Genomic DNA, 14,008 nt, shown 5'->3' with positions numbered 1-14,008 from the left:
CACAAGGCAAAACAGATGACTGATTCCCAGGAAACCCCGCTGCCGACCGAGAAGTCGGCGCCGGCAGACCGCGCCGAGAACGGCCCGTTCGACGCGACCGAGGCGAACCCCGTCCGCCCCTACATCGACATCGGCGGCGTCAAGGTGTTGCCGCGCGACGGCCTGAACCTGCGTCTTGAGGTCGAGGAGAAGACCCAGCGCATCGTCGCCGTCGGTCTCGACTACGCCGAGTCGACGCTGCAGGTGCAGCCGTTCGCGGCGCCGCGCTCGACGGGCCTGTGGCACGAGACGCGCGAGCAGATTCGCGCGCAGGTCGCGGGCCAGGGCGGCCGCGTCGAGGAGCGCGAGGGCCCCTTCGGCCCCGAGCTGCTCGCGGAGGTGCGCGAGCCGGCCGGCACGCGCGTCGTGCGCTTCGTCGGCGTTGACGGCCCGCGCTGGTTCCTGCGCGGCGTGATCGGCGGGGCGGGCGCGAGCTCGCCCGAGGCGGCCGAGCAGGTTGAGGATCTCTTCCGCTCGCTCGTCGTCGTTCGTGGCGCTTCGCCCATGCCGCCGCGCGACCTCATTCCGCTCACGATGCCCGTGACCCCCGGATCCTGATGGTCGACCGGTCCGAGGAGCAGCCGCGGGAGGAGACGCCGCTGACGCCTCCTCCCGCGGAGCCGAGCGCCTCGAGCGTGCTCGGGCAGGCGTTCGGCGCCGCCGCGAAGCGCGCGGGCCTGGATCCGTCGCAATCGACGTCGACGGGCGCCGCCGTCTGGAGCGCGATCGGCGGCGTGCGCGGCATCGTCGAGTCGGTCCTGCCGCTCGTCGTGTTCCTCGTGAGCCTCACGATCTGGCCCGACAACAACCTCATCGCCGTGATCGCTTCGGTCGCCGCCGCCGGAGTCTTTACGGTCGCGCGCCTCGCGCAGAAGCAGGCGCCGTCCGCCGCGCTCGGCGGCCTCGTCGCCGTCGGCGTGGCCGGCGCGCTCGTGCTCTTTACCGGCCGCGCGGAAGACAACTTCATTCCGGGCTTCGTCACGAACGTGCTCTACGGATCCGCCTTCCTTGTCTCGGCGGTCGCCGGCTGGTCGATCATCGGCCTCGCAGTCGGCTTCCTGATGGACGACGGAATCGCGTGGCGCAAGGATCGCCGCAAGCGTCGGGTGTTCTTCTGGCTCGCGATCATGTGGGCGGCGCTGTTCTTCCTGCGACTCGCCGTGCAGTTTCCGATGTGGCTCGCCGGTGGCGACGACATCGTGCAGGTGCTCGGCACCGTCAAGCTCGTCATGGGGATCCCGCTCTTCGCGCCGCTTGTCGCCGTCACGTGGCTGGCCGCGCGGGCCGCATACGGCGATCGCAAGTAGTCGACGCTGGTATTATTTATCTTGACATCAAGATAAATTGCGACGTTAGGTCGACCTTCCTAGCACCAGCTGCCTCTGAGGAGGAAGATGGGAGCGCAATGCTGCGGTCGACCACAAAGGAGACACCCGTGTCTACGGTGAACAGCTTCGGTGCCCAGAGCACCCTTTCGGTCGGTGGCACCGACTACGAGATCTATCGCATCGACGCGGTTGAGGGGTACGAGAAGCTCCCCTTCAGCCTCAAGGTGCTTCTTGAGAACCAGCTCCGCACGGAGGACGGTGCGAACGTCACCAGCGAGCAGATCACGGCCCTCGGCCAGTGGGATGCGAACGCGGAGCCCAACACGGAGATCCAGTTCACGCCGGCTCGCGTCGTGATGCAGGACTTCACCGGCGTGCCCTGCATCGTCGACCTCGCCACCATGCGCGAGGCCGTGACGGCGCTCGGCGGCGACCCGAACAAGATCAACCCGCTCTCGCCCGCAGAGATGGTCATCGACCACTCGGTCATCGCCGACCTCTTCGGTCGCCCTGACGCTCTCGAGCGCAACGTGGAGATCGAGTACGAGCGCAACGGCGAGCGCTACCAGTTCCTGCGCTGGGGCCAGACCGCGTTCGACGACTTCAAGGTGGTGCCCCCGGGGACGGGTATCGTCCACCAGGTCAACATCGAGCACCTCGCGAAGGTCATCTACGACCGCCCCGCGAACGGCGTGCTCCGCGCCTACCCCGACACCTGTGTCGGCACCGACTCGCACACGACGATGGTCAACGGCCTCGGCGTGCTCGGTTGGGGCGTCGGTGGCATCGAGGCCGAGGCCGCGATGCTCGGTCAGCCCGTGTCGATGCTGATCCCGCGCGTCGTGGGCTTCAAGCTCACGGGCGACATCCCCGCCGGCGTGACCGCGACCGATGTCGTGCTCACGATCACCGACATGCTGCGCAAGCACGGCGTCGTCGGCAAGTTTGTCGAGTTCTACGGCGAGGGCGTCGGCTCGGTGCCGCTCGCCAACCGCGCCACCATCGGCAACATGAGCCCCGAGTTCGGCTCGACGGCCGCCATGTTCCCGATCGACGACGTCACGCTCGACTACCTGCGCCTGACGGGCCGCGACGAGCAGGCCGTGGCCCTCGTCGAGGCGTACGCCAAGGAGCAGCACCTGTGGCACGACCCGTCGGTCGAGCCCGTGTTCAGCGAGTACCTCGAGCTCGACCTGTCGACGGTTGTCCCGTCGATCGCCGGCCCGAAGCGCCCGCAGGACCGCATCCTCCTCTCGGACGCGAAGTCGCAGTTCGAGAAGGACATCGAGAACTACGTTTCGCCGCGCGCGACCGAAGACGTCGTCGACCTCGAGAGCGACGAGTCGTTCCCGGCGTCGGACGCCGGTTCGGTGCCCGGCGAGGAGCACGAGCACAAGGTCTCGCACCTGCTCTCGAGCGGTGGCCCGGCCAACGCCTCGACTCCGTCGCTCGTCACGACCCCCGAGGGTCAGACCTACGAGCTCGACAACGGTGCCGTGACGCTTGCCGCGATCACGTCGTGCACCAACACGTCGAACCCGTCGGTCATGATCGCCGCCGGTCTCGTCGCCCGCAAGGCCGCTGAGAAGGGCCTCACGCGCAAGCCGTGGGTCAAGACGACGCTCGGCCCGGGCTCGAAGGTCGTCACCGACTACTACGAGAAGTCGGGCCTCGACAAGGACCTCGAGCAGATCGGCTTCTATACGGTCGGTTACGGCTGCACCATCTGCATCGGTAACTCCGGCCCGATGATCGAAGAGGTCTCCGAGGCGATCAACGCCAACGACCTCGCCGTTACCGCAGTCCTCTCGGGTAACCGTAACTTCGAGGGGCGCATCAGCCCCGACGTCAAGATGAACTACCTCGCCTCGCCGCCCCTCGTGGTCGCGTACGCGCTGGCCGGTTCGATGCACTTCGACTTCGAGACCGACTCGCTCGGTACCGACGCCGAGGGCAACGAGGTCTTCCTCAAGGACATCTGGCCCTCGCCGGACGAGGTGCAGGAGATCATCGACACATCGATCTCGCGCGAGCAGTTCATCGAGCAGTACAAGACCGTCTTCGACGGTGACGACCGCTGGCGCAACCTGCCGACGCCCGAGGGCTCGGTGTTCGAGTGGAACGAAGACTCGACCTACGTGCGCAAGGCGCCGTACTTCGACGGCATGCCGGCCGAGCCGGAGGCCGTGACCGACATCACCGGCGCCCGCGTTCTCGCGAAGCTCGGCGACTCGGTCACGACCGACCACATCTCGCCCGCGGGCGCGATCAAGGCCGATACCCCCGCCGGTCAGTACCTCACGAGCCACGGCATCGACCGTAAGAACTTCAACTCTTACGGCTCGCGTCGCGGTAACCACGAGGTCATGATTCGCGGTACGTTCGCGAACATCCGCCTGCGCAACCAGCTCCTCGACAACGTCGAGGGCGGTTACACCCGCGACTTCACGCAGGAGGGCGGCCCGCAGTCGTTCATCTACGACGCGTCGCAGAACTACCAGGCCGAGAACACGCCCCTCGTCATCCTCGGTGGCAAGGAATACGGTTCGGGATCCTCGCGCGACTGGGCCGCGAAGGGAACGAGCCTGCTGGGCGTCGGCGCAGTCATCACCGAGAGCTTCGAGCGTATCCACCGCTCGAACCTCATCGGCATGGGCGTTGTCCCGCTGCAGTTCCCCGCCGGTGAGTCGGCCGACTCGCTCGGTCTCGACGGCACCGAGGTCTTCTCGATCGAGGGCCTGACGGAGCTGAACAACGGCGTGACCCCCAAGACGGTCCACGTCACCGCGCAGCCGAGCGAGCACTCGCCCGCCGGTAAGCAGACGGTCGAGTTCGATGCGGTCGTTCGCATCGACACCCCCGGTGAGGCCGACTACTACCGCAACGGTGGCATCCTGCAGTACGTGCTGCGTTCGCTGGTGTAACAGCCGCTCAACGAAACGAGGCCCCTCCCGTCGACAAGACGGGAGGGGCCTCGTCGCGTCCCGCCCGTTTTCCAGGCCAGGAGGCGTACGCTCGAAATTATGAGTCTGCTTGATTCGATCTCGGGTCCGCGCGATCTCGACCGCCTGTCGAAGCGCGAGCTCACCCAGCTCGCCGCCGAGGTGCGAGAGTTCCTCGTCGAGAACGTCTCGCAGACCGGCGGGCACCTCGGGCCGAACCTCGGCGTCGTCGAGCTGACGATCGCCCTACACCGCGTATTCGACTCGCCCCAAGATCCGATCGTCTGGGACACGGGCCACCAGTCTTACGTGCACAAGCTGCTCACGGGCCGCCAGGACTTCTCGGGGCTGCGCTCGCGCGACGGCCTCGCCGGCTACCCGCAGCGTTCCGAGAGCGAGCACGACGTTGTCGAGTCGTCGCACGCATCGAGCTCGCTCAGCTGGGCCGACGGCATCTCGCGCGCGTTCGCCCGCACGGGCCGTGACGACCGCCATGTGGTGGCCGTCGTCGGCGATGGCGCCCTCACGGGCGGCATGACGTGGGAGGCCCTCAACAACATCACCGACGACAACGACCGCAACCTCGTGATCGTCGTCAACGACAATGGCCGCAGCTACGCCCCGACGATCGGCGGCATGGCGCGCTACCTCAACCGGGTCCGCACCGGATCCGCGTACCGCGACCTCGACCAGAAGTCCGGCAAAGCGGCGCGCCGCCTGGGCCGCGTCGGTCGCGCGCTCTACCGCGGTGTCCGCGGCGGCACGCACGGTTTCCTGTCGCGCCTGACCAACAACTCGGCGCTCTACGCGCAGCTCGACATCAAGTACCTCGGCCCCGTCGACGGGCACGACCTGCCGGCGCTCCTCGAGACCTTCGAGCAGGCCAAGCGCTACAGCGCGCCGGTAATCGTCCACGCCATCACCGAGAAGGGCCGCGGCTACGCCCCGGCCCGCAATGACGAGGCCGACCAGTTCCACGCCGTCAACAAGATCGACCCCAAGACGGGTAAGCCCGTCGGTGGGCGCAAGGGCGAGGACTGGACGGGCGTGTTCGCCGACGCCCTCGTCGAGGTCGGCGAGCGCCGTTCCGACGTCATCGCGATGACGGCCGCGATGTTGCGCCCGACGGGACTCGGCCCGTTCGCGGAGAAGTTCCCCGAGCGCGTCTACGACGTCGGCATTGCCGAGCAGCACGCCGTCGCGAGCGCCGCGGGCCTCGCCTACGGCGGCCTGCACCCCGTCGTCGCGCTCTACGCGACCTTCGTGAACCGCGCCTTCGACCAGGTGTTGATGGACGTTGCGTTGCACAAGGCGGGCGTGACCTTCGTCTTCGACCGCTCGGGCGTCACGGGCCCCGACGGTCCCAGCCACCACGGCATGTGGGACCTCGCGCTGCTGCACATCGTGCCGCACATCCGAATCGCGGCCCCCCGCGACGCCGAGCGCCTCCGCGAGGAGCTCGACGAGGCCGTCGAGATCAACGACGCGCCGACGGTGATCCGCTACCCGAAGGGCGAGGTCGGCGAGAGCATCGATGCGATCGAGCGCCTCTCCGATGGCGTCGACGTGCTCGCACGCAACGGCGACGAGGACGTGCTCCTCATCGGCATCGGCCCCTTCGCCCGCATGGCGCTCGACGTCGCCGAGCGACTGAAAGCGCAGGGGATCGGCGCGACCGTGATTGACCCGCGCTGGGTCGTCCCCGTCGCCGACTCGATCGTCGACCTCGCCGCCCGCCACCGCCTCGTCATCACGATCGAAGACGGCATCCGCGTCGGCGGCATCGGCACGCGCGTGCGCCAGGTGCTCCGCGAGGCGGGTGTCGACACGGCCGTCGACGAGCTGGGTCTGCCCGACGAGTTCATCGACCACGCCACGCGCGAGCAGGTGCTCGAGGACGCCGGCCTCACGGCGTCGAAGATCGCCCAGGACGTCGTCTCGCAGGTGCTCGGCACCCGCGTCCCCGTCGCCCGCCAGGACGGCTCCACGCCCCTCACGGGCGCGATCACGATGGACCGCGCCCGCAACACGCGGTAAGGCGCGCGGGCCGATACGGGCCCGCCACGCACGACAAACGCCCGCTCCCACTGGTATGTGGGAGCGGGCGTTCGCGCGTGTGCGGGGGTTACTTCACGCCGCGGATCTGTGGGGTGTGGAAGTCGCCGCCGCCGGCGGCCTCCGAGGCGCCGACGCGGTCGAGGTACGGCGTGGCGCCGCCGTCGATCATCGGCCAGCCCGCACCGAGGATCAGCGCGAGGTCGATGTCTTCGACCTCGGGCACGACGCCCTCGTCGAGCATTAGGCGGATCTCGCGGGCGAGCTCGTGCTGCACGCGGCGCAGGATCTCGTCGGCGGGTGCGGCGTCGCGACCGACCTCGATCGCCTTCTTTGCGTCCTTCGACCAGCCGGTGATCCGCCCCTTCTTGTCGCGGTCGAGCGGTGCGTCGAGATCCGCGAGAGCGTGCAGGTTGGGGGAGGAGTAGAACCGGTCGGGGAAGTGCGTCGCCATCGTGTCCTGCACGTGCGCCGCGACCTTCCAGCCGACGAGGTCGATGAGCTCGAACGGCCCCATCGGCAGGCCGAGCGGGCCGAAGGCCTCCTCGACGTCTGTGAGGGCGGCGCCCTCGTCGACGGCGCGGGCGGCCTCACCCATGACCTTCGCGAGCAGGCGGTTGACGATGAAGCCCGGCGCGTCGGCGGATCCGATCGCGTTCTTCTTCAGCTCCTTCGCGACCACGAACGCCGTCGAGATCGCCTCGTCGGTGGCCTGCGGGGTACGCACGACCTCGACGAGGGGCATGACGGCCACGGGGTTGAAGAAGTGGAAGCCGATGAGGCGCTCGGGGTGCGCGAGCACGGATCCGATCTCCTCGACCGACAGCGACGAGGTGTTGGTCGCGAGCACGGCGTCGTCGGCGATGTACTGTTCGACCTCGCGGAACACCTGCTGCTTGACGGCGGTCTCTTCGAACACGGCCTCGATGACGAAGTCGCAATCGGCGAAGTCGGCCTTGTCGGTCGTGCCCGAGATGAGCGCGCGGAGGCGGCCCGCGCCGTCGCCGTCGAGGCGTCCCTTCTGCTCGAGCCTCGCAATCTCGTCGCGGATGTAGCCGAGGCCCTTCTCGACGCGCTCTGCCGAGACATCGGTGATCACGACGGGCACCTGCAGGCGGCGCACGAACAGCAGCGCGAACTGGCTGGCCATGAGGCCCGCACCGATCACGCCGACCTTCGTCACGCGCTTGGCGAGTGCCTTGTCGGGGGCACCGACGGGGCGCTTCGCGCGCTTCTGCACGAGGTCGAAGGCGTACATCGACGCCGCGAACTCGTCGCTCGCGACGAGATCGGCAAGCGCCTCGTCCTCGAGCTGGAAGCCGTCCTCGATGGATCCCTTGGCCGCGTGCTCGAGGAGGTCGAGAGCGCGATACGGCGAGAGCGGCACCGTGCCGATCTTCTGCTCGAGCATGCCGCGCGCGATCTTGATCGCGGCGGGCCACTTGATCGTGCGCTCGATCTTCCCGGGAACGTTCTTGCGCTCGACGCGCGTCTCGCCCGACAGCACGCGATCTGCCCACGACAGCGAGTCTTCGAGGAAGTTCGCGGGGCCGAAGATCTCGTCGAAGATTCCGAGCTCGTGCGCCTGCTGGGGGCGCAGCATGCGGTTCTGCTTCAGCGGGTTCGAGACGACGACCTCGAGGGCGTTCTCGATGCCGATGAGGTTCGGCAGCAGCGTCGCACCACCCCAGCCCGGGATGATGCCGAGGAAGACCTCGGGCAGGCCGAGCGCGGCCGCCGACGAATCGACCGTGCGGTACGTCGAGTTCAGCGCGATCTCGAGGCCGCCGCCGAGGGCGAGGCCGTTGACGAACGCGAAGCTGGGCACGCCGAGCCTGCCAAGCTTTCCGAGCACGTGGTGGCCGCGCTGTGCGATCTTGAGCGCCAGGTCGCGCGTCGAGAGCGACGTGATCTGTGAGAGATCGGCGCCCGCGGCGAAGATGTACGGCTTGCCGGTGATGGCGACCGCGTCGATCTCGCCCTTCGTGGCGCGCTCGGCGAGGCCATCGAGGGTCTCGGCGAGTTCGCGCAGCGTGAGCGGGCCGAGGGTGTTCGGCCGGCGGTGGTCGCGCCCGTTGTGGAGCGTGATGAGGGCGAGCGTGCGGCCCGAGGCGAGGCGAACATCGCGCACCAGCGAGTGCGTGATGACCTCGTCGACGGACGCGTTCTCGAGGTCGGAGAAATCCAGGCTGTCGTAATCGGTCACGTTCTTCGTCACTTCCTCTTGCCCGTGTAGAACGGGTTCTCCCAGATCACGGATCCGCCCTGGCCGAGGCCCACGCACATCGCGGTGAGGCCGTAGCGCACGTCGGGGCGGCGTTCGAACTGCGCGGCGAGCTGGATCATCAGGCGCACACCGCTCGCGGCCAGGGGGTGGCCGACGGCGAGCGCGCCGCCCCACGGGTTCACGCGCGGGTCTTCGTCGGCGATACCGAAGTGGTCGAGGAAGCTCAGCACCTGCACGGCGAACGCCTCGTTCAGCTCGAACAGGCCGATGTCGTCGATCGTGAGACCGGCCTTCTCGAGCGCCTTCTCGGTCGACGGCACGGGGCCGAGGCCCATGACCTCGGGCTGCACGCCGGCGAAGCCGAACGACACCATGCGCATCTTGGGCGTGAGGCCGTGCTTCTTCAGCGCGCGCTTGCTCGCGAGCAGGCTCACGGTCGCGCCGTCGGTGAGCGGCGACGACGTGCCGGCGGTCACGCGGCCGTGCGGGCGGAACGGGGTCTTGAGGCCGGCGAGGGCCTCCATCGTCGTCTCGGGGCGGCGGCCCTCGTCCTCGGTCGCGAGCGCGAAGGCGCCGTCGGCGTCGGTCACGGCAACAGGGATCAGGTCGGGCTGGATGTGCCCCACGTCGTACGCCGCCTGGGCCTTCTGCTGGCTGAGCATGCCGAAGCGGTCGGCGCGCTCCTTCGTCAGCTGCGGGAACCGGTCGTGCAGACGCTCGGCCGTGACGCCCATGTTGAGCGCCTGCGGGTCGACGAGCCGCTCCGCGACGAAGCGCGGGTTCGGATCCGAGTTGGATCCGATGGGGTGGCGGCCCATGTGCTCGACGCCGCCCGCGATCGCGAGGTCGTACATTCCGAAACCGATCGACGCGCCCATGGTGGTGACCGCCGTCATCGCGCCGGCGCACATGCGCTCGATCGCGAGGCCGGGGACCTCCTGCGGCAGGCCCGCGAGCATCGCCACGGTGCGGCCGAGGGTCAGGCCCTGGTCACCCGTCTGGCTCGTCGCGGCGATCGCGACGTCGTCGATCAGATCCCTCGGTACGTTCGGGTTGCGGTCGAGAAGCCCGATGAGGGCCTTCACGGCGAGGTCGTCGGCGCGGGTGTTCGCATAGATTCCGTTAGCGCTGGCGCGCCCGAATGGGGTGCGTACGCCGTCGACGAAGTAGACATCCGTCTGGTGGGCCACTTTGCCTCCTGAGATTGGTGGACACCGCCAGCCTATGGCGTTCTCAGGTGACCGGCGCGAGCCGGTTGGGCCGAAGCTACTAAGCGGATTCGGTGGCCTCGGCCGGCGATTGCGTCGCCTGCACAAACGCCTTCTCGATGATCGGGCTCACCTGCGCGACCTGCCAGTCGCGGGCGCCGTGCGACTTTAGCGCGGCGGCGATCGCCTCCGCGGTCGCGGGCTGCGGCGGCTGCCAGCAGACGCGCCGTAGGTGATCCGGCGTGAGGAGGTTCTCGGTGGGCATCGAGAGGAACTCGGCGTGCGCTTCGATCGCGGGCTTCGCGGCCTTGAGGCGCGCGTCGGCCTCGGGGCGGCGGCCCGACCACGCGCGCACGGGCGGCAGCGCGTCGCTCGGGACGCGCTCGAGGGGGATGTCGGTGTCGGCTCGGCCGTCGACGAACGCCTGCCACCAGCGGTTGATCTCGGTGCGGCTCGCGCGGCCCGTGAAGTCGCGGAGGGCGCCCAGCTCGGCCTTGGTCTTGGGGCCGGCCGCGACGGCCGCAACGAGCGAGCGGTCGGGCACGAGCCGCCCCGGGGCGGTGTCGGTCGAGCGCGCGAGCTCGTCGCGCGCGTTCCAGAAGGCCCGCGCGATCGCCATGCCGCGGCGGCCGCGAATCTTGTGCAGGCCGTTGAGCTTGCGCCACGGCTCGGCGGGAGCGGGCTTCGGCTTGCGGGTCAGCTCGTCGGCGAACTCCTCGGCGGCCCAGTCGGCTTTGCCGGTGAGGTCGAGCTCCTCGGCGATGGCATCGCGCACGTCGAGCAGGTGCTCGACGTCGAGAGCGGCGTACTCGAGCCACGCCTGCGGCAGCGGCCGCGTCGACCAGTCGGCCGCCGAGTGTTCCTTCTTCAGCACGATGCCGAGCGTGCGCTCGACGACCGCGCCGAGGCCGACGCCGGGCCAGCCGAGGAGGCGGGCCGACAGCTCGGTGTCGAAGATGCGCTCGGGCACGAGGTCGATCTCGCGGAGCGAGGGGAGATCCTGCGTCGCGGCGTGGAACACCCACTCGGCGTCGCCGATGGCCTCCATCAGCGGCGCGAAATCGTCGATCTCGGGGGCGTCAAAGAGAAACACGCCGGCGCCGCGGCGGAACACCTGGATCAGGTACGCGCGCGACGAGTACCGGAAGCCGGATGCGCGTTCGACGTCGACCGCGACGGGCCCCGATGCGGCGCCCAGGGTGCGGCAGGCGTCAAGAAAGTCTTCGGCGGTGTCGATGACGCGGTACGAGATGACGGTGCTCCTCGGCTCGGATGGAGGGTGTGAGACGACCATTCTCTCAGCTCGAGCGGGGAGGCCGCAGACCGGGGGAGAGGATCGCGATCCCCTCGGATCCGGGAGGGAGCCCCGCGAGCATGCAGACGAGCTCTGCCCACGCCTCGATGTGGCGGGCCGAGGGCGGATCCGGCGTCCACGACGCGCGCAACTCGATCTGGGATCCGTCGCCCTGGGCGGCGAGGGATCCGAAGCCGCGCGAGACCGTCTTCGTCGCGGTCCCCGAGGCGGAGTGGTGGTGCGCGTGGTGCGACGCGAGCGCATCGGTAAGCCACGACCACGCGACCTCCGCGAGCAGCGGATCCGTGCCGATCTCGATCTCGAGCGGCGCCTGCGCGAACGCGACGACGCGCCAGGGGCCGCCCCACGTCTCGGGCTCCTCGGGGTCGTAGAGCAGCAGGAATCGGCCCGTGCCGTAGGGAGAATCGCCGTGAGAGTCGGGGCGGACGTCGCCCGCGAACGCGATGCTGTGCGGCGCGACGCCGCTGGGAGAGGGAATCTCCCGCACGGCAAGGTCCGGCCGGAACGCCACTCGGCGGAGCGCTTCGGCCGTTTCCTCGAAGACGGGGGAGACGTCACTCACGCGGTCAGACTAGGCTGATCTTGTGCTCAGGAGATCCAGGCGCGCCGTGACCCAGCGTCCACGTGTACTCAGTGCTCTTGCCGCCAGCGCGGCGCTCACGGCGGGCGTCGTCGTCGGGGGCACACTCGTCTCATTCGCGTTCGCGAGGAAGGTCGTGACGCCGGTCACGAGACGCCTCGCCGACACCGAGGTGTTGGGCATCGACACCAAGGCCCAGACCATCACTCTCAGGCGCTCGCCCGATACGGTTCTGCCGGGCCGCTACGGCCTCTTCGTTAACGGCACCCACGAGTACCTCAAGCTCGGCGCGCTGCTCACCGAGACCGAGCGCACCGCGACGCGCAAGCTCCTCACCGAGGTCGAAGAGGGCGAGAAGGTGGGCCGCGCGGCGACGTTCAGCGGCTGGTACTTCGTGCACCCTGGCGAGCTCCACATCCCGTACCGCGAGGTGTCGATCGGCTCGACCGTGGGCGAGTGCCCCGCGTGGCTCTTCCCGGCGCCGAGCGGCGGCGACGCCGCGACGTGGGTCATCAGCGTGCACGGCCGCGGCACGACGCGGTCCGAGACCCTCCGCGCCGCGCCGGTGTTCCGGTCCGCGGGCGTCACGAGCCTCGCGGTCTCGTACCGCAACGACGGCGACGCCCCGCGAAGCGACTCCGGCCACTACGGCCTCGGGGCGACCGAGTGGCGCGACGTCGAGGCGGCGATCGAGTACGCGCTCGCGAACGGCGCCGAGCGCATCATCCTCATGGGGTGGTCGATGGGCGGCGCGATCGTGCTGCAGACCTCGCTGCGCACGGCGTACCCCGACAAGATCGACAGCATCATCCTCGATTCGCCCGTCGTCGATTGGCGCACCGTGCTCGGCTACCAGGCGCGAGAGCTGCGCGTGCCGAGCCCCGTTACCCACATCGCCCTGCGCCAGCTGACGATGCCGACGTGGTCGCGCGTCGTGCGATCGGGCGACGCGATCTCGCTCAACGACCTCGACATTGTGACGCGCGCCGACGAGCTGACCCACCCGATCCTGCTGCTGCACAGCGACGACGACGGTTTCGTGCCGTCGGCCGCGTCGCGCGGTCTCGCCGACGCGCGCCCGGACCTCGTCACGCTCGCGCCCTACGTCGAGGCCCGCCACACCAAGCTCTGGAACTACGACGAGAAGCGCTGGAGCGAGCTCCTGCGGTCGTGGGTCTTCGAGCGGGGGCTCGGTTCCGAGCGCGTATCCTAAAAGGCGATGACTTCCGCCCAGGCCACGACCATTCAGCTCACCGCGCGTCAGCCGCGCCTCACGGGCGAGGAGATGCTGGCGAGCCTCGTGCCGCCGCCCCAGTTCGACGGGGCGACGTTCGAGACGTACCGGGCCGACGACGCGTTCCCGTCGCAGCAAGACTCGAAGGAGCTGCTGCAGCGCTTCGCGGCGGGCGGATCCCAGCCCATCGCGCGCGCAGGTCTGTTCTCGTTCGGGCGCAAGAAGAAGGCCACCGAGCCGGAGATGAAGCCGGGCGTGTACCTCGACGGTGGCTTTGGCGTCGGTAAGACCCACCTGCTCGCGTCGATCTATCACGCGATGCCGGCCCGCCGGAAGTACTTCGGCTCGTTCATCGAGTACACCGCCCTCGTGGGCGCGCTCGGCTACAAGAACACGGTCGACCTGCTCACCGGATCCGCCCTGCTCTGCATCGACGAGTTCGAGCTCGACGACCCGGGCGACACGATGGTGATGACGCGCCTGCTGGGTGAGCTCGTGAAGACGGGCACGCGCCTGGCCGCGACGAGCAACACCCCGCCGAACGCCCTCGGCGAGGGCCGCTTCGCGGCACAGGACTTCCTGCGCGAGATTCAGTCGATGTCCGACAGCTTCCAGACGATCCGCATCGACGGCGTCGACTTCCGCCAGCGCTCGCTCGACGAGGGCGCGGCGGTCGTCGCCGACGACGAGTACGCCGAGGCACTCGCGAGCATCGACGGCGACGTCTCGGACGACGGCTTCGACGAGCTCGTCGAGCACCTCGCGCACGTGCACCCGTCGCGCTACATTCGCCTCATCGAGGGCGTCGACGCGATCGGGCTGCGGGATGTGCGCCAGATCACCGATCAGTCCGAGGCGCTGCGCTTCGTCGCGTTCATCGACCGCGTGTACGACGCGCAGCTGCCGATCCGGGCCACGGGCCTCGCGCTCGACAAGGTGTTCTCCGACGAGATGCTCGCGGGCGGCTACCGCAAGAAGTACCTGCGCGCGGTGTCGCGTTTGGTCGCGTCGACTCACGCCTGACACGATCTTGTAACACGCACGACCACGCGTAACATAACGGAAACCACGAGCGCACTC

General features: G+C 69.1%; 10 protein-coding genes. 6 read left to right on the top strand and 4 right to left on the bottom strand.

All coding sequences use genetic code 11. The annotated features are described in order from the left end of the window. The first annotated feature begins 15 nt into the window (after positions 1 to 15). The 4 genes from DTO57_RS03925 (at position 16) to dxs (ending at position 6,346) form a co-directional block, all read left to right on the top strand. A complete protein-coding gene (locus tag DTO57_RS03925; RefSeq protein WP_114116877.1) occupies positions 16 to 597 on the top strand; it encodes a DUF3710 domain-containing protein in 582 nt (193 codons plus the stop codon). Further along, positions 597 to 1,346 (top strand): DUF3159 domain-containing protein, encoded by a 750-nt coding sequence (locus tag DTO57_RS03920; RefSeq protein WP_114116876.1) that lies wholly within the window; start codon positions 597 to 599, stop codon positions 1,344 to 1,346. The genes DTO57_RS03925 and DTO57_RS03920 overlap by 1 nt, the downstream gene beginning before the upstream one ends. 98 nt (positions 1,347 to 1,444) lie before the next feature. Next, complete coding sequence (gene acnA, locus DTO57_RS03915) at positions 1,445 to 4,291, top strand: aconitate hydratase AcnA (RefSeq protein ID WP_187346584.1); 2,847 nt, start codon at positions 1,445 to 1,447, stop codon at positions 4,289 to 4,291. A 99-nt stretch (positions 4,292 to 4,390) separates the two neighbouring features. Then, positions 4,391 to 6,346, top strand: a complete 1,956-nt coding sequence (gene dxs / locus DTO57_RS03910) for a 1-deoxy-D-xylulose-5-phosphate synthase (RefSeq protein ID WP_114116874.1) — start codon at positions 4,391 to 4,393, stop codon at positions 6,344 to 6,346. 88 nt (positions 6,347 to 6,434) lie between these two features. Here dxs and DTO57_RS03905 read toward each other — a convergent pair whose 3' ends face one another. The 4 genes from DTO57_RS03905 to DTO57_RS03890 all read right to left on the bottom strand — a co-directional run bounded on the left by DTO57_RS03905 (position 6,435) and on the right by DTO57_RS03890 (position 11,676). Then, entirely contained in the window at positions 6,435 to 8,570 is a 2,136-nt protein-coding gene (locus tag DTO57_RS03905) for a 3-hydroxyacyl-CoA dehydrogenase NAD-binding domain-containing protein (RefSeq protein WP_114117278.1), read from the bottom strand. An 8-nt stretch (positions 8,571 to 8,578) separates the two neighbouring features. Then, the gene (locus tag DTO57_RS03900; RefSeq protein ID WP_114116873.1) at positions 8,579 to 9,781 is read right to left on the bottom strand and encodes a thiolase family protein; all 1,203 of its coding nucleotides are present in this window, start codon (positions 9,779 to 9,781) and stop codon (positions 8,579 to 8,581) included. A gap of 79 nt (positions 9,782 to 9,860) precedes the next feature. Then, positions 9,861 to 11,093, bottom strand: a complete 1,233-nt coding sequence (locus DTO57_RS03895) for an HRDC domain-containing protein (RefSeq protein ID WP_114116872.1) — start codon at positions 11,091 to 11,093, stop codon at positions 9,861 to 9,863. A 4-nt stretch (positions 11,094 to 11,097) separates the two neighbouring features. Next, positions 11,098 to 11,676 (bottom strand): DUF3000 domain-containing protein, encoded by a 579-nt coding sequence (locus tag DTO57_RS03890; protein WP_114116871.1) that lies wholly within the window; start codon positions 11,674 to 11,676, stop codon positions 11,098 to 11,100. Between the two features lie 46 nt (positions 11,677 to 11,722). On the opposite strand from DTO57_RS03890, the gene DTO57_RS03885 reads away from it, so the two are divergent. Beyond that, positions 11,723 to 12,907 (top strand): alpha/beta hydrolase family protein, encoded by a 1,185-nt coding sequence (locus DTO57_RS03885; RefSeq protein WP_229730314.1) that lies wholly within the window; start codon positions 11,723 to 11,725, stop codon positions 12,905 to 12,907. A gap of 6 nt (positions 12,908 to 12,913) precedes the next feature. Continuing rightward, positions 12,914 to 13,951, top strand: coding sequence for a cell division protein ZapE (zapE, locus tag DTO57_RS03880; RefSeq protein WP_114116869.1), 1,038 nt, complete (start codon positions 12,914 to 12,916; stop codon positions 13,949 to 13,951). Positions 13,952 to 14,008 lie beyond the last annotated feature (57 nt).

Source organism: Microbacterium sorbitolivorans (assembly GCF_003327285.1).
Lineage (GTDB): Bacteria > Actinomycetota > Actinomycetes > Actinomycetales > Microbacteriaceae > Microbacterium > Microbacterium sorbitolivorans.
The sequence above is the reverse complement of the archived record's forward strand: the minus strand, read 5'-3'. Positions and strand labels throughout refer to the sequence as shown.

Bases quoted from the DNA above. Each gene is read 5' to 3' on its own strand.
- acnA (WP_187346584.1), top strand. From the start codon at position 1,445: ATGCTGCGGTCGACCACAAAGGAGACACCCGTGTCTACGGTGAACAGC.
- DTO57_RS03920 (WP_114116876.1), top strand. From the start codon at position 597: ATGGTCGACCGGTCCGAGGAGCAGCCGCGGGAGGAGACGCCGCTGACG.
- zapE (WP_114116869.1), top strand. From the start codon at position 12,914: ATGACTTCCGCCCAGGCCACGACCATTCAGCTCACCGCGCGTCAGCCG.
- DTO57_RS03895 (WP_114116872.1), bottom strand. From the start codon at position 11,093: ATGGTCGTCTCACACCCTCCATCCGAGCCGAGGAGCACCGTCATCTCG.
- dxs (WP_114116874.1), top strand. From the start codon at position 4,391: ATGAGTCTGCTTGATTCGATCTCGGGTCCGCGCGATCTCGACCGCCTG.
- DTO57_RS03925 (WP_114116877.1), top strand. From the start codon at position 16: ATGACTGATTCCCAGGAAACCCCGCTGCCGACCGAGAAGTCGGCGCCG.